This window comes from Amphibacillus cookii (assembly GCF_016908375.1).
GTDB classification, from domain to species: domain Bacteria; phylum Bacillota; class Bacilli; order Bacillales; family Amphibacillaceae; genus Amphibacillus_C; species Amphibacillus_C cookii.
This window is the reverse complement of sequence record NZ_JAFBDS010000008.1, coordinates 112,391-131,926: the sequence shown is the minus strand read 5'-3', so window position 1 is coordinate 131,926 and position 19,536 is coordinate 112,391. Positions and strand designations below refer to the sequence as shown.

20 protein-coding genes and 3 pseudogenes are annotated in these 19,536 nt (G+C 35.4%); 10 read left to right on the top strand and 13 right to left on the bottom strand.

What is annotated here, in order from left to right; translation table 11 throughout:
* Nucleotides 1–59: 59 nt before the first annotated feature.
* The 4 genes and pseudogenes from JOE23_RS12600 to JOE23_RS12585 all read left to right on the top strand — a co-directional run.
* A pseudogene (locus JOE23_RS12600) lies at nucleotides 60–248 on the top strand (BlaI/MecI/CopY family transcriptional regulator); the annotation flags it as partial.
* Nucleotides 249–616: 368 nt separating this feature from the next.
* Nucleotides 617–766, top strand: coding sequence for a hypothetical protein (locus tag JOE23_RS12595; protein WP_204438869.1), 150 nt, complete (start codon nucleotides 617–619; stop codon nucleotides 764–766).
* 174 nt (nucleotides 767–940) lie between these two features.
* On the top strand, nucleotides 941–1,471 hold the full coding sequence (locus JOE23_RS12590; protein ID WP_204438868.1) for a TetR/AcrR family transcriptional regulator: 531 nt from the start codon (nucleotides 941–943) through the stop codon (nucleotides 1,469–1,471).
* 424 nt (nucleotides 1,472–1,895) lie between these two features.
* Nucleotides 1,896–2,846, top strand: coding sequence for an SDR family oxidoreductase (locus tag JOE23_RS12585; RefSeq protein WP_204438867.1), 951 nt, complete (start codon nucleotides 1,896–1,898; stop codon nucleotides 2,844–2,846).
* 93 nt (nucleotides 2,847–2,939) lie between these two features.
* Here the strand turns inward: JOE23_RS12585 and JOE23_RS18305 are convergent.
* The 7 genes and pseudogenes from JOE23_RS18305 to JOE23_RS12550 form a co-directional block, all read right to left on the bottom strand.
* Nucleotides 2,940–3,811 (bottom strand): annotated as a pseudogene (locus JOE23_RS18305) (transposase); the annotation flags it as partial.
* Nucleotides 3,812–4,042: 231 nt separating this feature from the next.
* Nucleotides 4,043–4,672, bottom strand: a complete 630-nt coding sequence (locus JOE23_RS12575; protein WP_204438866.1) for a DUF5028 domain-containing protein — start codon at nucleotides 4,670–4,672, stop codon at nucleotides 4,043–4,045.
* A 5-nt stretch (nucleotides 4,673–4,677) separates the two neighbouring features.
* Nucleotides 4,678–5,328, bottom strand: coding sequence for an ATP-binding cassette domain-containing protein (locus JOE23_RS12570; protein WP_204438865.1), 651 nt, complete (start codon nucleotides 5,326–5,328; stop codon nucleotides 4,678–4,680).
* A gap of 33 nt (nucleotides 5,329–5,361) precedes the next feature.
* Nucleotides 5,362–6,078 carry a hypothetical protein gene (locus JOE23_RS12565; RefSeq protein WP_204438864.1) on the bottom strand — a complete coding sequence of 239 codons (717 nt, stop codon included), beginning with the start codon at nucleotides 6,076–6,078 and terminating at the stop codon, nucleotides 5,362–5,364.
* Nucleotides 6,079–6,199: 121 nt separating this feature from the next.
* Nucleotides 6,200–7,063, bottom strand: coding sequence for a hypothetical protein (locus tag JOE23_RS12560; protein WP_204438863.1), 864 nt, complete (start codon nucleotides 7,061–7,063; stop codon nucleotides 6,200–6,202).
* 14 nt (nucleotides 7,064–7,077) lie between these two features.
* Entirely contained in the window at nucleotides 7,078–7,779 is a 702-nt protein-coding gene (locus tag JOE23_RS12555) for a DUF5027 family lipoprotein (RefSeq protein WP_204438862.1), read from the bottom strand.
* Nucleotides 7,780–7,929: 150 nt separating this feature from the next.
* Nucleotides 7,930–8,367 (bottom strand): hypothetical protein, encoded by a 438-nt coding sequence (locus JOE23_RS12550; protein ID WP_204438860.1) that lies wholly within the window; start codon nucleotides 8,365–8,367, stop codon nucleotides 7,930–7,932.
* 1,082 nt (nucleotides 8,368–9,449) lie between these two features.
* On the opposite strand from JOE23_RS12550, the gene JOE23_RS17965 reads away from it, so the two are divergent.
* Together JOE23_RS17965 and JOE23_RS12540 are read left to right on the top strand one after the other, a co-directional pair.
* The gene (locus JOE23_RS17965; protein ID WP_239585410.1) at nucleotides 9,450–10,043 is read left to right on the top strand and encodes a uracil-DNA glycosylase family protein; all 594 of its coding nucleotides are present in this window, start codon (nucleotides 9,450–9,452) and stop codon (nucleotides 10,041–10,043) included.
* Nucleotides 10,044–10,085: 42 nt separating this feature from the next.
* Nucleotides 10,086–10,466 (top strand): VOC family protein, encoded by a 381-nt coding sequence (locus JOE23_RS12540; protein ID WP_204438858.1) that lies wholly within the window; start codon nucleotides 10,086–10,088, stop codon nucleotides 10,464–10,466.
* A 122-nt stretch (nucleotides 10,467–10,588) separates the two neighbouring features.
* Here the strand turns inward: JOE23_RS12540 and JOE23_RS17960 are convergent.
* The 4 genes and pseudogenes from JOE23_RS17960 to JOE23_RS12525 form a co-directional block, all read right to left on the bottom strand.
* Nucleotides 10,589–10,696, bottom strand: a pseudogene (locus JOE23_RS17960) (ATP-binding protein); the annotation flags it as partial.
* Between the two features lie 96 nt (nucleotides 10,697–10,792).
* Nucleotides 10,793–11,458, bottom strand: coding sequence for an ABC-2 transporter permease (locus JOE23_RS12535; RefSeq protein WP_204438856.1), 666 nt, complete (start codon nucleotides 11,456–11,458; stop codon nucleotides 10,793–10,795).
* A gap of 13 nt (nucleotides 11,459–11,471) precedes the next feature.
* A complete protein-coding gene (locus tag JOE23_RS12530; protein ID WP_204438854.1) occupies nucleotides 11,472–12,323 on the bottom strand; it encodes an ABC transporter ATP-binding protein in 852 nt (283 codons plus the stop codon).
* Nucleotides 12,313–12,699 carry a GntR family transcriptional regulator gene (locus tag JOE23_RS12525; RefSeq protein WP_204438853.1) on the bottom strand — a complete coding sequence of 129 codons (387 nt, stop codon included), beginning with the start codon at nucleotides 12,697–12,699 and terminating at the stop codon, nucleotides 12,313–12,315. The genes JOE23_RS12530 and JOE23_RS12525 overlap by 11 nt, the downstream gene beginning before the upstream one ends.
* 410 nt (nucleotides 12,700–13,109) lie before the next feature.
* Between JOE23_RS12525 and JOE23_RS12520 the strand changes: the two genes are divergently transcribed.
* The 4 genes from JOE23_RS12520 (at nucleotide 13,110) to JOE23_RS12505 (ending at nucleotide 17,285) form a co-directional block, all read left to right on the top strand.
* A complete protein-coding gene (locus JOE23_RS12520; protein WP_204438852.1) occupies nucleotides 13,110–13,784 on the top strand; it encodes a response regulator transcription factor in 675 nt (224 codons plus the stop codon).
* Entirely contained in the window at nucleotides 13,784–14,932 is a 1,149-nt protein-coding gene (locus JOE23_RS12515) for a sensor histidine kinase (protein WP_204438851.1), read from the top strand. Before JOE23_RS12520 ends, JOE23_RS12515 begins: the two co-directional genes overlap by 1 nt.
* Before the next feature lie 250 nt (nucleotides 14,933–15,182).
* Nucleotides 15,183–16,595, top strand: coding sequence for an FtsX-like permease family protein (locus JOE23_RS18195; protein ID WP_204438850.1), 1,413 nt, complete (start codon nucleotides 15,183–15,185; stop codon nucleotides 16,593–16,595).
* Between the two features lie 12 nt (nucleotides 16,596–16,607).
* Nucleotides 16,608–17,285, top strand: a complete 678-nt coding sequence (locus JOE23_RS12505) for an ABC transporter ATP-binding protein (RefSeq protein WP_204438849.1) — start codon at nucleotides 16,608–16,610, stop codon at nucleotides 17,283–17,285.
* A 465-nt stretch (nucleotides 17,286–17,750) separates the two neighbouring features.
* Here the strand turns inward: JOE23_RS12505 and JOE23_RS12500 are convergent, their stop codons facing one another.
* Nucleotides 17,751–18,809 carry a saccharopine dehydrogenase family protein gene (locus JOE23_RS12500; RefSeq protein WP_204438848.1) on the bottom strand — a complete coding sequence of 353 codons (1,059 nt, stop codon included), beginning with the start codon at nucleotides 18,807–18,809 and terminating at the stop codon, nucleotides 17,751–17,753.
* The gene (locus JOE23_RS12495; protein ID WP_204438845.1) at nucleotides 18,806–19,477 is read right to left on the bottom strand and encodes a class I SAM-dependent methyltransferase; all 672 of its coding nucleotides are present in this window, start codon (nucleotides 19,475–19,477) and stop codon (nucleotides 18,806–18,808) included. Before JOE23_RS12495 ends, JOE23_RS12500 begins: the two co-directional genes overlap by 4 nt.
* Nucleotides 19,478–19,536: the final 59 nt, after the last annotated feature.

Below are 19,536 nucleotides of genomic sequence, written 5' to 3'. Positions count from 1 at the left end.
ATAGGAAATGTAAATCCTAGAAGATGATTGGTGCCAAAACCTAATCCTCCAACTATCAGAGGGACGGACGAACAAACAAATATACTCCTTGTATTTCAGTTGAAGATTACAAGTATATGGAAACTAAAAGTGTACTAGACGGATTATATCAAGGTTCAGTTAAAAATCTAATTTCAGCTTTATATGATGGTGATAAACTATCAAATGAAGATATTGAAGAACTTAAAAAATGGTTCTCAGAAAAGTAGGTGGTATTAATGAGTATGATAATTCAACTACTTTTTACTTTAACTGTTACAGGGAGTACTATTGTTGTTTGCCTTTTTGTATTACGCCTTTTGTTACCAAATGCTATTTCAATTAAATGGCACTATGAGATTAGAAAAATGGCTATTGTTTTTTATTTGTTACCTATAGCCTTTCTTGTCAATTGGTTTTTGTCATTGCTTCCTATATATGCAACTACATCCACTCAGGTGTCAGGAAAATGGTATCCCAATGTATCGCATGTACCAGGTAACCCATACACTTTTAGCATTTCAGCTGATATTACAATTCTTCTAATGAGCATATGGGGAATAGGAGTAATAACTTTTGCTGTATGGCAGGTATATTGTTGGATTGGCAAATATGGCTTGATTTGTATACAAAACCGGAGATTCCTGATGAAAAAGAAATTGAATATGTTCTAATTATAACAATCGAAAGTCTTTTTGAACATGGAGTTTTAGATTTATATGGTGAAATTGAATCTACTAATAGGTAAGCAAGGTGAACGCATACAAAATGTTCATCTTGCCTTATTTTTATTATTTCTTGTAACTACTTCATAATCAGTAAATAGTGGTCACCATGTTTATTCCTTGTTTGACATTCTAGTTGCATTTGGTTATAATGTAATTGATCAATCAATAACTGAAAATAGGAGTAGATGTCCGTCATGGCTAGGTCTAGTAAGGAAAAGCGCAAAGAGGAGATTCTTGAAGCTGGATTAGAAGTATTTGCAAAAAGCGGTTACTATAATACAACTACCGCACATATTGCAGAGAAATCAGGCATATCACAACCTTATGTCTTTCAATTTTTTAAAACAAAGGAAGAATTGTTTATTGCAGCTCTAGAGCGAGCATTTGAAAGGATTCTGGATACTTTTCAAAATGTGGATGCTGGTCCGGAAAACCTTGTTGAGGAAATGATCGCTGCATATGAAGAGCTTTCTGAATTATATCCTAATGAAATTGCATTACAGGTGATAGGAATCTCCGTAACAGAAGATGCTGTACGAAATGCAGCGCAAAAAGGGTTGTCGAGTATCCGAAGCTACACCATAGATCGATTTAAAGAAGCAGGGATAAAGAATGTGGAAAGTGAAGTTACTACATTTTTGGCGAGAGGGATATTATGTAATATTTCTTACTTCTTAGATCTCCCTGAGTTGATTGATGGAAAAAAGATAAGTAATAAAGTTTAGTTTATTATTTATTTTTTATACTATTATTTATTGATCAATCACTAATTAATGAAGGGTGGTAATAATATGAGATTAGCCAAAATGGACTACGTTTCAATCGGGATAATTCTCGTTTGTATCATTAGTTGGTTGGACTAAAATAAATAATCAACCATATTTACGGGAGGTGTTACAGATGAATAAAAGCAATAAGGAGAATTCTATTTCTACATTGTCCGTTGTATTGGGTATTATAGCCATTGTGGTCGTATTGTTCACATTATGGGACTAAGATAAAATTGTTATCTGACAGGGGTGTTTAACCTTAATGTTTCGTATGTATTGATGGAATTGAGATAAAAATATTCAGACGTAAGGTAATAACAAGTCATTTTTTTATAATTTTTTGTTATTGATTAATCACTAACTAAAAAGGGTGTTGTAAATGCAAACAGCGATTGTATTAGGAGCAACTGGTGGGACAGGCCAAGTTATTGTTTCGGAATTATTGGGTAGAGGAATAGAAGTTATTGCTTTCGGTCGTTCCCAAAGTAAATTGAATGCACTAATGGTGGAACATGACCATAATCCAAAATTAACATATAAACTTGGGGATATATTCGATTATCAGACAATTATAAATGCGGCTGAAGACGTGGAAGTCATTTTTCAATGTGCGAATGTAAAGTACCAAGAGATGAAGGATAAACTCCTATTGCTTGGAGAAAGTGTGATGAAAGTAGCAGATACTCTAGGGAAGAAGATCGTTATTGTAGATGGAATTTATGTATATGGACATCAGGTTGCAAAGGGAGATGAAAGTCATCCGCACCAGCCACATACCAAGAAAGGAAAAATTAGAGTGGAATTCGAGCAGTTGATATTCAGTCCCAAATGGAAAAGAGCGAGAGCATTAATTGTCCGGTTGCCGGATTATTATGGTCCTACATCACAAAACTCTTATCTACAGCCCACTCTAGAAGGAATGGCAGCCAATAAAATTTCGATTTTTATTGGAAACCTGAAAACACCTCGGGAATACGTCTATTTGCCAGATGCGGCTAGAATGATTATAAATATAGCTATGGAAGACGATTCTTATGGGGAGAACTGGAATATACCAGGCACGGAATTGATTTCTGGTAAAGAAATTATCCAAATTGCTCGTCAAGTAACAGGAAGTCGAAAGCTTATCATTCCACTGACTAAAAATGCTATTCGCTTTATTGGCTTGTTCGATGTATTTATGAGAGAAATTGTCGAAATTATGTACCTCACTAAAGAAGGGTTTATTTTGAGTGGAGAAAAATATGAAAATCGAATCGGTCCCATTCCAAAAACCCCTTTCAAAAAAGGGCTTGAAGAAACATTAACACGATTGATGCGTATAGATTAATTGCGTTGCGCTATTATCAAAATATTTTGCAGTTGGAAAGTTATCATATAGTGAGACAGATCCTCTGTGTGGACAGGAAATCACACATTTTTGTTCTCTCAACGGTGAATCAATCGCTAGGATCTGACTCACTTTCTCATACTGCTCTTGTGTGAGATCATCATGTGCCTTCCATAACAACTTCTTACTCCGTTTCATGTGAATCCGGGTCCGTTTATCAACTTCGCCTTCCACTTCGCGTCTGACCTCATCCAATGCCCAGTAAACTTGGCGCATAAAATGAAACCGATCGGCAATAATTAAAGGGTCTCCAAGTACGTCAAAAACGGCTTTTTTGAACCACTTCGATAAATCTATGACGACAATTCAACACTCCCCGTATCACACGTATGCAAATACTGTTTGATCGTGTCTACCTTCCGATTTGGAAGAATATCAATAATTTCCTTGTTTTCCACATCAACAATGATCGTCTGGAAGCGTTCACCTCCAGCATCTCCTTTGCATTCATCAATGGCAATGGCTCTTGGAAGCACACGATTTGTTTTCATCTCCTGACGATCAAACAGACGTATCAGCCGTGTAATCGTTATATTCGTCCAACGTGCTGCAAATGAGCCAGAAGCCGCATACATGAGCGCTTCATTTTAAACAGATGTCCTCATCCGTTGATAGTGACCAACTATGAGCAGACGCTCATAAAATGTTTTTCCACACGCCTGGCATAGATACCTACGTTTTCGTAGAAGCATTTTCACTTTATCATGGGGAATTGTTGGCCCCTCAAGCTTTTGGTTTCGATACCCGTGAACACGCTTCGTCTTACAGGCACACTTCAGACATTTTTGTTTTCTTTTCTCTGTATAAAGCTCTACACGTATAGTGTCCTCTGCTTCCTGGGGGACCTCTCAGACTCTCGCGTGACTGTCTATTCCTAAGCATTCTACGATAAAATTATTTTGCATACGTTTTCTTTTCTTTGCCTTTTGGTTCACAGCTTTAGGATAACAAAAGAGAGAGAACGGTGCATTTTTTATATGATAAAAACGACTGTCACTGAAGCAAACACCACCACATTCATTATAGAGCCAATACAATTCCAAAATAATATATAAAAATAATCCTAAAATTGCTTATTAAAAAGGCAATTTTAGGACTAACGTACTCTCATGGTAAATAGTATTTGCATTCTTTCTCTACTCAATTAAAATTTGCTTGGCAGTTGGATATAAAGAGACTGTGAGATACACGTTATCCTCCTTGATATCTTCTACCTCAACTCGTTCTACAATAGATGATGGTGCAAAGTAAAAGGGCAGATGAAAGTCCATTTCTGTCTCAGGACGTAATCGAAATCCATCAGCAACTTTACCTTCTAAATCAGGATTAGCAATCATATACAAAGGATCACTGATTTGCAATGAAAAATCCGTACCCATTAGCTGATAGTTTATAAAATTGATACCGCTATGTTTTTCTGGATTATCGATTGTATTAGTATTTTTGATAGTTAGGTGCAAATCATAGACCATTTCAGGAAAAGTCATGTCACTCTCTTCAAATAATGGATTCTCTTCATCTTCCTGATAATCGTATTTTGCTAAAAACGTTTCATATGGAATAATTTCAGCACTGTTGACCGTAACTGTATAACCATCCATATTTTCAAACTCATCTAAAAATATATCCTTTTCAATAGCAACTTCTTCCCCTATTTCAAATAAACTGACTGGTGGAACGGTAACATCTTTATTGATATACCAAATACGAATACTAAGACCGATGAGAAGAATGGCGTATAATAGAACAAGAAGGATTTTTTTCATATCTGCTACACCTCCTCCGTTATTTCTGCCAAAGTGCCATTTTCTAAGAGGTAAATACTATCCGCTAATTCATCTAATATATCTGTATCATGACAAGTAATAATAACTACAGCACCTCGTTCTTTTTCTTGACGTACGATTTTTTTGACGAGTTCTACGCCGCTAGTATCTAGAGAATTAGTTGGTTCATCTAATATGACAATATCCGGGTATTCTAAAATGACTCCTGCTATACCAAGACGTTGTTTCATCCCTAAAGAATATTTTTTATACTTCTTTTTCCCACTTTCAAGAGAAAGCCCCACTTGCGCTAAAACCTCTTTAATTCGCTGGTCGTCCACTTCCTTACGAATGGAAGCTAACATTTTTAAATTTTGCAATCCAGAATAGGCGTCCAAAAAAGATGGATTTTCAAGTAACATTCCAATGCTGTCTGGAAAAGTTATATCTTTTCCTAATTGCTTTCCATCTATTTCAATCGTTCCTTTAGTTGGCAAAATGAGCCCCGCTATCAGCCTCATCAACATTGTTTTGCCTGAGCCATTAACTCCTCGCAAACCAGTAACTTGGCCAGAGGAACATGTTATGGAAACATCATTAATTACTGTCGTTCCTTTTATTTTTTTACTAACATTTTTCATTTGGATGGTTGTCATTATTCATCCCCCCTTTAAGAATTGAGAAGTCAATCATTTGTTTTCTTCCATATCCAAAATATCATAGCGTCGAAAGTAGAAGCAGCCAATCATAAATGATCCTACTATTAATATCAAAAACAGCAGTATTCCACCACTAAAAGTGAATCCGTTTTCCACCACATGATTACTACGAATAGGCATGCCGTAGTTCCCAGCAAGATATGGAGTGAATAAGTAAGCCGAAGATAATAGAATAACAGCCATTACTCCAAAACTATATAGAGGCTTGATAAGTAAAGATAACGTCATTTGTAATAAGTTAAGACTTATGGAAAGGAACATCGGAAACAATAGAATAATATAAACCAATTGATTTGAAAATGTATCATATGGACTTTCCGCTTCTAATAAGTCATTGACAAACATTGGATTAATATTCAACGAAATTGGTTCCTTCATAATTAGGCAGAAAATAATAACTGAAATAAAAATCAGCAAATAAACGACTAGTACGTAGCAAATATTCCATAGACATTTAGAAATCCACCATATAATTCTCCCTTTCGTTCGAATTAAAATATTTATCCCTAATGACGATAAGTCCCGGGAAGGATAGTATAGTGTACTGTATAGTATAAAGAGATGAAGTAGCAGCCATTTCACTGGAATCAAAAATTCATCAGTCATAGAAGGAACATATTCTTTTATGCCGGCAAACATAGAAAATAAATAATCGATAAATGTTCCAGCCGGTGTACTTTCATCCATGATATAGGCTCCTCTTTTACGTAAATAAAAATCCATACAAAAGGCAAGTACAAATATTACAGTAATTAGTAGTTTTACGATGTTAAGTGAAAATCCGTTTTTTAAGTCATATTTTAATAATTTAAAAAACTTCACGTTTAACACCCAATTTCATTGTTATTCCAAATGTTAGTATGAAAAAAAGCAATCCTTGCGTTAGAACCATCCCTCCATTTGCATAATTTTCAATAGCAGTGGAATGCAGATAATGAAGTGGAGAAATTTCGTTATAATATATGTAAGCTAAAAAAGTACGAGAATAGTGTAGAATCAAGATAAAGAAAAACGGGATTAAGATAATGGCAATTCTATTTTTGATAAAGAAAGAAACTGCCAAGCTCATGGTAGCGAATAAACCAGCAAATACAAAATCTAAAATGAGATAGAGTAGGACATAAATAATCGGATGTGTGTAAAACAGTCCCGACCATAAGGAACCATGATCTACAGCATAGTATAAGGGATATAATTTTGTCGGTGTAATTGCTGGTACAAAACAAGCCACGATTAAAATGTTTGCAATTAGCGGGATCAGCACAACAAGACCGCCAGAGACAAATGTTGCGATGTATTTAGATAGATAATATTGAAACTTACTGCTTCTTGTTACGATAGACTTGACATATCCTATTTTATTTTCAATAAAATAAGACCAGCTATATGGAAGAACTGCCATTAATGGAATTAATGTAAAAAAAAGTGTATAGCCTAATGAAAAGGCTTCTCCTCCAATCCAATGGTTAAAAAGCGAGAATTGTTGTATCATAGGGTTTCCATTATTGGTGTAAACTTTATTTTGATGTTCAAAGGCTGCATAGGAATCAATCATATACCAAGCACTGAAAAGCGCAAAAATACTCCCAACCATTAAGGTGGTTACAAAAAATTTATTTTTAATTGCCTTTTTTAATTCTATTTTTATTAAATGGACAAACGTCTTATGCATAATATTTCCCCCTCCTAATCCACATTCAACTCGAAATACTGGTAATCCTCGGGCATACCTGCTTGGCCAATAATATAATACAATGGCTCTTCTCCAAGCTGATCAGAAGGAAGGAACCAGCCAATCGTTGCATTTAATTCATCACCAAACGCTAACATAAACTGATAATAATCTTGTCCCTGATTTTGATCCATCGGTGGATGTTCACTAAAATAAGAAGCTTCAAAAAGCCAAGGACCATCAGGATCTTCAATTCCTTCTTTAAAACCTATCGCTGATTCAATATATAAAACAGGAGAATCTTTTTCTAAATCATAGCCCTCAAAATCTACATTTTTTATCGTAACATCGACTAATACTAGTTGATATGTTTCGTCAATAGAGCCATCATTAGAAATAACATCTTTCTCTCCAAAATCATCTATGTTTAAATTCATTTCCTTTAGGTTATCTACAACGTACACATTATTCAGTGTGTATTCAATGGTCTGATTATCTGGATCTGTAAAGGTAATAGTATCCCCGGCAAAAAACAACCCTCCTTCTTCTGATTCGGAAGATTTTTCAGGCACATTGGATGAATTTATGTATTGGTCATCGCCTTCCTCATTATTTGATTTACTTCTAAAAGAATCTTCCAATTCTTTATAAGAGCAACCAGATAGCAGAATAGTGAACATACAAATGAATAAAATAGTTATTTTGTTTATCCTCACGATTCATTCTCCTTCAATTATCCTTTATTTTATCGTGTCTAATGCCTTGTTATAAAATATGCCCTTTATCACAAAATTATTTTAAAATAGTATAGAAAGAGGCAGAATAAACAAATCTCTGCTTCTTTCTATATATTTTACATTATAGTACTAGTTTGCATACGGATAAGAACCTACACTATCAGGGCTCCATACACCAGACACTGTACCATTTGTTGAATGCTTTTTAAATTGTAATCGTGCGCTTCGTCCACCATTTTCATAAACAAGTTGTTTTATCAGCCATTGTCCTTTTCTTAGAGAGATTTGACCACCAATTGTTTCATTTGCCCAATAATTGGAACCGGTACCTGAAGTTGGTCGAAAACCCTGAACGTTAGTACGAATATATACAGCAGGTACTTGTTTTACATGAACATAAGTAGATGATGAATTTTGCTTTGCTCGACTTCTTGTATAACGGTTGGCATTAGATTGTATATTAAAACTGAAGCTAGTGTCTTTAACATTGGCAGCAAATATTGGTGTTGGAATAATTGTGAGAAACATGATAGCCGATAGTATAATAACACCTAATTTTTTAAACATCTTATACACTCCTTTTTGTTTTTACATTGACTAAATGTCTGACATTCAATATTTATCCAATTAATTAAACTCTTTCACAAAATTATAATGGATAAAATCGGGTGTGTTGTGCCACTTTTAATGAAGCTAAGTCTTCTTTCAAAGCTCCTTTCTTGCTAATATGTTAACCTTCTAATTTCCATAAAAAACCTTTAAAGTTAGGTTCCATTTAAAAACTTTAGAAACGTTAAATTGGTAATATAGATAGCTAAGAATGGAAGAAGGTTTTTCATATTGCGAATACTACTTCTTTATAGTGAAACTGTTACTATTATAGGTCATTGGTAATAATTTGTAAATACAAAATATCTAAAAATATGAATTTATTTTAAGTTAAATGGAATAAATTATAAAAATACTGGTAGTTTATAAAGTGACAAAATATCCAAGTTTATCTGAAATATAAATGGAGATAAATAGAGGTAATTTGGAAAGTATGCGTCCCGTTAAATTCAATGAGTTATTAGTTATTTTTGCCGAAAAAGAGGAGAAAGAAATTTATGAGTACGTAATAGTTAATAGAGATAACTTTAAACAAGTGATTTATACTTCTTGCAATGGGCGGAAAGAATGAGATCCCGGCTAAGGACTTGCTATTATTTTCAGTGAACTTAGGTAATCATTCTGTCAGTGTCAAATGTTGGGGTGAGCTAAACGCTCACTCCTCATGTATGCGACTCGAACGTTGATACTTTTATATTGATGATGCAATAACACTTTTAATCTATGGAAGTGCCATCCGCAAGGTAATGTACACAACTAACGCAGTAGAAAGTGTTCATTCCAGTTTCAGAAAAGTAACCAAAAAAAAGTGTGCAGTTTAGTGTTGACATACCAGTTTTCAATAATGATCATAACGCCACCTAAATTTATTGGAGAAGTGCCTATGATTTTTCTTAAATTTTCTACATACCTCATAACCACGCTCTTCTTTGCAGCTCTATTATACAATTAATCAAAAAATGCTTGCGTGTTAAACATATAGTAGCAGATTTAACGATGAGAAAGTGGTAAAATAAAAGCAAATAATTTGGAGGTGGTATATGGTGAATGTAAAAGAGAAACTGGAGCAAACACACGGTGTGGTTACGGGGATACAGCTTAACACTATTGATCTTGATCCTCAATCAATTAAGGCAATAATGATTAATGAAGTGGTCCCACACGATCCAGCAGATGATTTTTATGGTCAACCTGATGCAGACTATATGAAAACGACCATTCCGCTTTTTCAACAAGCGGGTATTGCAGTAAACAGCATAGTTGATATTCTAGCAATGGGCATCTATATTACCAACGCTGTAAAAACACCAAAGTCAGACTATACCGTTGAAAAAGAGGCGTTGCTAGAAAGCCTACCTTATCTTAAAACCGAACTTTCGTTATTCCCCAACCTCAAGGTGGTGATGCTGATGGGCGACGTCGCTAAGAGAGCCTTTAACATGATTCACAAAAAGCAAAACAGAAAAAACATTGTCCCTTCTACCGCTACATACAAGATACGACATAACGAGATTCATTTTCAAGATAAGCGCATTATGCCCTCCTACATCATGACTGGCAAAAACATTTTAATTGAAAAGTCGAAATTTCAGATGGTGGTTGAAGATATTGAGAACATGGTGAAACTCATTTAATGATGTTAACATCAACTTATTTACTATAAAGGAGCAGAATATATGAGAATTGAACACATAGCAGTATGGGTCAAAGACTTGGAAGAGATGAGGCATTTTTATACGGAATATTTTAATGCCAAAAGCAGTGAGCTTTATCACAACAAAAAGACGGGTTTCTATTCTTATTTCTTAAGTTTTGAAATAGGAAGTCGGTTAGAAATTATGCATAAGAAGGACAAAATAGAGCATCATACAGGTAGCCTAGGCTACGCACATTTAGCAATGTCTGTAGGAAAAAAAGAAGACGTTGATATGATGACGAAAAAACTTCAAAAAGACGGCTATACAATTCTTAGCGGACCAAGAGTAACTGGTGATGGTTATTATGAAGCTGTTATTGAAGATCCAGAGTGTAATTTAATTGAAATCACCGCAGATTGATACCAAATAAATGAAGCGTTCAATGATCGACACGTTATTGAACGCTATACTGTAATCGTCAAGTCTTTTTGAACACTTTTCGCTTATTAATTTTGAACAGTATTTGGGTCGAATAGGGTTTCTCAATACTTCAGGCGGTGACTTTTTTCTCCTTCAAACTGAATAATCTCTGATCGATGTAGTAATCGATCGAGAATAGCCATTGCCATCCCTTGTTCACCTAATAAACCCTCCCATTTGGTAGTGACCCCAAAATGTTAGAGTTTTGATTAAGCTAAAAGTGCTGCTCGTAATTCTACACCAGATAATTGACTTAAATAGTCGTTTTAAAATTCTTTTTTTTGAATTTTTAAGGATAATAGACAAGAGCTACAAACGAGCAATACTGAAATAAGCATCCCTAAAATCACCAGCATTCCTGTGTTTTCATAAAAATAGTTAATGACTTTCATAACATTGGTATAGAAAGTAACGTTTTTCATCAGATATTGAATAAGAGGGACACCGATAGCAAAGAAGACAATGTAGGGTAGTATTGCCATAAGGTTTGCTTTTGAAAATTCGAATTTAAAATAGAGTGGGTATTGAATACTGATAAAGAATAATGCAATGACAATGGATACCGTCAAATATACGATGCCATTTGTCCAATTAATACTGCCATTTGAAATAATTGATAGAGCTATAAAAATTAAAAATGATATGGCAGCTGTACATATTAAAACCAACAATGAAAATAAGTATCTACTTATTATATTTAATGATTTTTTAATGGGTAAGACACCGTATAGCTTATTGAAATTGCTCTGTTCAGTTATTGAAAAAACAGAGTTGAGCATAAATACCATAAAAGTTAATGTGACCATGATGCTCATTCCTTTATCAGCAACAATACCTAAAATAATGGGTAGGATTAGGAAAGCCATCATTGTCTTAGCAAGAGGCTTCATCGCATAAAAATCAAGCTTTATTAAATTCTTAATTGTCATCATAACATCAGCTCCTTTATTTCTCTAAATTAACATGAATGAGAACATCATCAATCGTAGCCTTTTCAGTAATCATATCTGGTGTAATATATTTGATATTGTCAATATCTAACAACGCAGAAAACCCTGTGGAGCCTTTTTGGATACCTAACAAGTATTTTTCAGTTTCAGTAGTCAATAGCTCAAGACCGCCTTTTACAATACAGTATTTTTCAAATAAGCCATCTTTGGTACCTGTATAAAAAATAGTACCGTTATTAATAATCGTTAAATAATCAGCTATTTTATCCAGGTCGGAGGTAATGTGTGTTGAAAATAATATACTGTTATTTTCATCTTCGATGTAGTGTAAAAGGATATCTAATAGTTCATCACGGGCAACTGGGTCAATACCGCTGGTAGGTTCATCTAAAATCAGTAAGCGTGCTTTATGTGATAAAGCTACTGCTAACATTAATTTCATTTTCATGCCCTTAGATAGTTCTTTTACTTTTTTGTTTGTTGTCAAATTAAATTTTTTTAAATAGCCGTGAAAGGTACTAGTATCCCACCTAGTATAAAATGGTGCAAGTGCTGATTCTACATCCGATATTTTCCAGTCATCAACGAAAAATAAGTCATCGAAAACAACGGCTATATCTTGTTTAATGTCAAAATCACTATGGAGCTCTTTGCTGAATATTTTTATCATTCCCGCTTCTTTTTGCAAGAGTTCTAAAATAAGTTTGATCGTAGTTGTTTTACCGGCCCCGTTTTTCCCTACTAATCCCATGATAAAACCATTTGGCAAAGAAAATGAGATATCATCTAAACAAAAATCTTTAAAAGTTTTCCTTAAATTACGAACTTCTAATGCATTACTTGTCATAATTGATTTCCTCCATTAAGAATTTTAAAAGTTGAAGTAATTCCTCATCTGACTTTTTTAGTAATTTTGCAGATTTCAAAATTTCAGAGAAATGTTCCTCAATGCCTTTTAATAGCCTTTCTTCAAGTACGTGCTGATTTATGGATTTGACATAACAGCCCTTACCTTGAACAATCATGATATAACCGTCTTTTTCTAATTCTGTATAGGCTCTTGTCGTTGTAATCACACTAACCTTTAGTTCTCTTGATAATTGCCGAATTGACGGTAAGAGTTCTCCTTCTGAAATAGCTTTTGACAAAATTGCTTCTCTAATTTGTTCATATATCTGTTGATAAATAGGTACATCAGATGAGTTTTGTATAATGATTTTCAAATTAACACCCTCTCACATTATACTGTTCATAATCATTATAAACACTATGATCACTATAATCGAACAATTGGTGTTTGTCAATAATTTCTTTGGAACACGAACGATCTTTCATTTATTATATACAGTATAGTCAATAAACCGACGTCCACAGAAAATTTGCAAAGCAGAAAAAGCCCCACTGCCTTTTGGAGTAAATTGGCTGGCAGTAGGGGATATTGCAAGGTGTACATTATGACACCATACCTATATTTGTGACATGTTTCTCTTGTATCAAATAGTTCTTCAAGGCTTCAAATGCACTTGCTCTGGCAGAGTGTGCATAACGAACACGAAAATGGTGCAAAAACCTAACGAAAAACTAACATTTCATTTGATACGATATAATTGATGAATTATAAGGATGTGCTTATATGAAAATAATGCTTGTTGAAGATGAAGAAATGCTTTCAGCTATCGTTGCAAAGGGACTTCGCAAGGTTGGCTATGCGGTTGATACAGTTTTTAATGGTGAAGAAGCCTTAGAATATTACCAAATTAATGAGTACGATATTATCGTTTTAGACTTGAATATCCCCAAAATAGACGGGCTTGATGTATTGAGGACCATTCGGAAAAAGGATATAGATACAAAGATTTTAATTCTGTCTGCAAGAGCAAAAATTGACGAAAGAATTCTTGGATTGGATGAAGGCGCTAACGATTATCTTATTAAACCTTTTGATTTTGGCGAATTAGAGGCAAGAATCAGAAATCTATTGCGCCGAAATTTCTCAGTAATATCGGCAACAATCATGCTTGGTAGTTTTATGATTGACACAAATGCTAAAAAGGTAATCTGCAATAATGAAGCGTTAAATTTAACCCGCAAAGAATATAACATTTTTGAATACCTTATTTTGAATAAAAATAGGATTGTCAGTGCGGAACAATTAGTAGAACATATTTGGGATAGTGAATTTAATCCTTTTTCAAATGCGCTGCGTTACCACATTCATACACTAAAGAAGAAACTATCAGATTTCAGCGATAAAGAAGTGATAAAAACAATCCGTGGTCAAGGCTATATCATAGAGGATGTGCAATGATGAATTTGTTTAGGCAATTAACTTTACAATGGCGAATCACAATACTCACAGCCATAGTATTAATACTATGCTCTGCAGCGTTGACTGCATTCTCCATACTAAACGCGCAGAAAACGCTTGTACCTTTAATAAACGAATCCATCAGCATATCCCAAAATAATACTTCGGGTGGTGTGGTGATTCAGGATGCAGACCATAACGAAACAGAAAGCGGTTCTACGACGCCTTTACGAACAGCAAAAAGAGATTTTGATCTGGGAAGCGTATTATTTAGTCTTGTTATAACTGTTGTCGGAACTGGATTTGTGTATTTTGTTTCAGGGAAAGCTCTGCGTCCTGTTACAAACTTGAGCAAACAAGTGTCTGATATTGACGAACGGGACTTGTCGCAAAGATTAACTGAAAGTTTATCACATGACGAAGTGGGCCATCTGACAAACAGCTTTAATCAAACCCTTGACCGCTTAGAAGAAGCATTTAATAGGCAAAGACGCTTCTCAGCAAGCGCGGCGCATGAGTTGAAAACACCCCTTGCAACAATGAAAGCAGGGATCCAGGTGCTTAGTATAGATGAAACAGCTACTATAGAAGAATATAAGGAAAATGCTCAGATGATGGAAACAAGTATTGACAGACTGACGCAGGTCGTAAACGATTTATTCATTCTGGCTTTTTCAAATGAGGATTCCGAACAATTAAAGGAAGATGTCTATTTAGGTGCCATGTTTGAAACTGTATTCGACGAGTTGTCGCCAATATATGAACATCGTGGAATCACTTATAGTATTGACTGTGGTACAGTATCGCTATATGGGAACGCGGCACTTCTTTACAGGGCGTTTTATAATCTGATTGAGAATGCATATAATTATAACCGTGAAAAAGGTAGTATTACCATTCGTGGCAGTGAAACAGATAAATATATAAAAATTGATATTGAAGATACCGGGGTAGGAATTCCAGCGGAGCATCTGCCATTTATATTTGATGTATTCTATCGGGTGGACGGATCGCGTTCACGGAAAACCGCTGGCTCAGGTCTGGGTCTGTCCATTGTGAAATCAATCATAGGAAGGCATGGTGGCGCTATCAAAGTTTCGAGCGATCCTGAAAAAGGCACAAAATTTGTGATTCAATTTCCCAGATAAACCGAACATTAGCCGTCCGTTATCACCTACCTCAATCGATTGACCTCTGTTCTCTATTTTGGGGTTGGGATTTTACGGACAGTTATCTGTGATAAAAAGGGAATCGATTATTATACAGACGGCAGACGCAATCATACCGTCTGTTTTTGTATTTTTAGCAATCCACTCTGAACCTAACAAAAATCTAACATTCCATTTGCTACGCTGATTATGTCGACGAATAACTATTGACTAAAGGAGTGGACAAACAGTGTACATTATTAAGAATGCAGTAAAGAACATCGGCAGAAACAAGGGCAGGAACAGTTTAATGGCTATCATCGTTTTTGCCATTATTCTGACGACAGCCGTGTCTATTATTATTAACACGACAACAGCGGCTATCATTACAGATTATAAGGAGAGATTTGGAGCAGAAGTCTCAATCAACGCCGCCTTTGACAAACTTCAAACCCAAGAAGGAGTCAGGAACTATAAAGAACTCACGCCGCAGCAGCAGATAGAATTTGGAGAATCGGACTTGCTGCAAAGCACGAATTTATCGGCAAGTATGGAGATTTCTCCAAGAAATCTGTCTGCACTCAGTGAAAGCGAAATGGATGACCTTATTAATGATTTTCTCAGTGGTGCAACAAGGGCAGATGGAACAAAAAATCCTGAAACTGTTCCAATAAAAGGTCAAATTATTGCAACAGACAGCCCGGAAGAAAACAGCGATTTCGAAAGTGGAACTCGTAAAATTACCAGCGGGGAAATGTATAAGAATCTCAATGAATGTATGGTTAGCGAACAATACGCCAGTCTTAATAACATATCTGTCGGCGATATTATTGAGGTGGACAGTTATTATGAGAATGAACCAATGACACATAGCTTGACTGTTACTGGCATCTATATGGATAACACAATGCTTGGCTCTAAACCCGATGAACTATTACCAATAGAAAATAGAAATAACGAAATTTTAACAAGTTTCGAGACGGTTGTTAGTATGGAAATTTTCGAAGAATATGGAAAGGTTTCTGCTCAATATTTTTTAAAAGACCCGACACTGCTTTCGGCTTTTGAAAAAGAACTCAGAGAAAAAGGGCTGGCGGATTATTACGAGGTTACGACTGACGAAGCCGGATATCAAAAAATAGTCGGACCTGTTGAAGGGCTGGCAAAGGTAACAAATACATTTTTAATTGTTGTTTTGATTCTCGGTGCGCTTATTCTCATTCTTCTCTCTACCCTTGCAATCCGAGAACGAAAATATGAAATTGGCGTACTAAGAGCAATGGGTATGAAAAAGTGGAAGGTTGCCCTTGGCTTGCTGACGGAAATGTTCGTTATCACCGGAGTATGTCTATGTTTAGGTCTTGGCGTAGGGATGGTGGTTTCGCAGCCTGTAGCAGATAGTTTGTTGGCCAATCAAATCGAACTTATCCAAGAGAGTAATACAGATGGCGGTGTACCGGCATCCGGCGGTACAGGAGTCGGGGAGGCTGTTTTCACCAGTTCTAACGAGGAACCACTGTCAGAGATTCAAGTGGATTTAAGCCTGAATGCTATTTTTCAAATCGTCCTGATCGCATTTTCTCTTGCCGGAATAGCAAGCGTTGCAGGTATCCTGCGCACAACAAAATATGAACCGATCAAAATATTGATGGATCGGAATTAAGGAGGATGTTTCATGAGTATATTAACATTGACTAATGTGTCCTATAAATATGAGGGGACAAAAAAGAATGTGCTGGCAGGAATCAGCGCGCAATTTGAACCCGGAAAGGCATATGCCATTGTCGGAAAATCAGGTTCCGGTAAATCTACACTGCTCTCTTTGATTGCAGGACTTGATGTGTGCGAAAAAGGCGAAATTCTACTAGGCGGTAGCGACTTGAAAAAAATAGACCGTGATGCTTATAGGGCGAAAAGTATTGGTGTTATATTTCAGAGCTTTAACCTTATTACCACCGCTACGGCAATTGAAAACATCGTTCTCTCCATGAATATCAGCGATGTAAAGGATAAAAACAAAAAGGCGATTGCGTACACACTTTTGGAAAAAGTGGGCATTGACGACGAAAAAGCAGACCGCAAGGTTTTGAAACTGTCTGGCGGCGAACAACAGCGCGTCGGTATCGCTCGAGCTTTAGCCCATAATCCAGATATCATCATTGCGGACGAACCTACGGGCAATCTTGATACAGATACAGAGAACGCTATTCTAGACATTCTTATTAAACTGGCACAGGAGGAGGACAAGTGTGTGATTATTGTAACACATTCAAAAAAAGTGTCCTCTGCGGCTGATGAAGTTTGGGGTATTCAAAAAGGAAAAATGCACTTTGTCGGTAATGGTGACAAGTAATATAGTAAGTTAAAATATCAAACGGCGGTTTTGAAAATAAAAAAATTCGAAGCCACCGTTTTCCCTAAAAAATAGGCGTTTTAATATTATGATGATAAAGTGGTACAAATCATATTAATAAGTTAAATAAAGCTTAGAGGGGGATATATACCATGGGAATATCTTTGATTATGGGAATTGTGTTTCTTCTTTCCATTATTATATTTATTGTGTTTCTTCTCTCCATAAGATTATTTTCTTATGAAACTTTCTGATGTTGTATTATTTTGACTTAAATAAGAACAGTTAATCCCCACGTCACCTTTGCTAATCAATGCTTACACCATTAGTGCAAGAAGTACAAATCACTTTTCTTGAATGTTTTATACACTAACTTTAATCTTGAACATTTCTTTAAATGAAAGACTGGATAATTCTATTATTTCGTCTAGATTCATCTCTTACAATTGAGTTGTTCAAACTTCGTTATTTGATAGCGTTGAAAACCTGGTTCTTTATATCCCCTTCGCCCATGTAGAATAGATCATCTATATGATAGATACCATAAGGCAGCGTTGAATAAATGAATTGCTTAACAACTAAAACGGTTATATAAGCTGTCATCATAGCTTCATTGTTTGCATACCATATCTGGTGAATCTCATTTATTTGATGGTCTTCTCTATTCATAGCTTCTACTTTTATTGCACATATATCTGAACTTGACGTAACATAGCGAAAGCTTTGAATCATTTTAATTAATCCATGCTTTATCCAGGAGTACTTTAGGAGTGACGTTATTCTCCAGCGATGAAAAATAGCTAGTAAACGATTAACTAACTCTACATCAAATGCAAGGTAGGTTTGTACCTCGCTACGAGGCATCTTTTGTTGCAGAACATGCTGATCCGAAAAGTTAAATAGATAGCTACTCTTTGCTCCTAATCTGTTAAAATAAGTAATCTTTCTTTCTGAAAAATTTCTGACGGTTTGTGTAACACCATTCTTTTTAATCGTGTAGGATTGATTCATTTGTTCAAGCAACCATTCAATCGCCCCAACTCCATGTTTCTCGCCTAATCCCAATAAAATAGATATATGTAATTCCTCAATAGGCTCCATGTGATCCACAAGGTGTTTAGCAAGTAAATTAGAAAGACCTGGGGCAAAGCCTACGCTCATTATAACGGTAGACTGTTGTGCCAGAGGTTCAAGCTGCTCAATTTGCTTATGAAAAGCAAAATTAGCTGTTATATCAATATAGTGAATATGGTGCTCTAAGCAATACTGAACCAAAGCTGTATTCTTCTGATCGATACACATGATAACTAAATCTGCTTGTAAGATGTTTTCATAACTTTTTGTTTTTTGTATATCTATTTCGACAGCATGAGCACTGGGACCAAGTTGCTGACAGAAAGATTTAGCTTTTGCTAAACGTCTTCCAGCAATCAAAATTCGTAAGTCCGTTGATTGTGCTAGCTGCCTTGCTATATTTCCGCCGACTTCACCATAACCACCGATAATCATCACAGAATTTATCATGTTTTTACTCCCTTTTTTGCTACATAGGCTTCAATGGCATAGCTTTTAAAATAAGGAATGATTGTTTCGTAACCATTCCTCTGTAAAATTTTTTGCAACATAGAAGTAGGTAGTGGATGTGTTGTTTTGTTAAACGATGCAGCAAAACGTTCACAATCAGCGACTGAAATGTTGTAAAACTTCATATGTTGAATCCAAAATGGAAGGGTCTTCGTTTTCTCTTCTTCCATAATTGCTGAAATAAAAAGAAGTCCTTCTGGTTTTACTTTCTTGCTTATTTGCTCTAAAAATGCCTCTTTCTCTTCTTTTAAAAAGTGGAGCACTAAATGGCAAGTTACTACATCATATTGTTTTTTGATAGAAATATTATCTAGTGTTGTTTCTTGCCAATCTACTTTTAATGAAACATAGCTTATTCTTTTTCTAGCAAGTTCTAGCATATTTTCGGAAGGATCTAAAGCTGTATAGAAAGCTTGAGGATAGCGATTTCCTAGTATAAGTAATTCCTGTCCCCCTCCAGCTCCCACAATCAATAATTCCTGAGGTGCTAAACTTGCCTCAATAATAGCTAACATTTGTTCATACATTAAATCGTATCCAGGAATTTTATTACGAATGGTTTGTTGATATTTTTGAACGGTTGGACTGTTCCAATTAGTATTTTTCATTTGTGTTTCCCATCCCATACTGTATTTTTTGACGTGTATTCTTTTGTCGAGTAAACGCA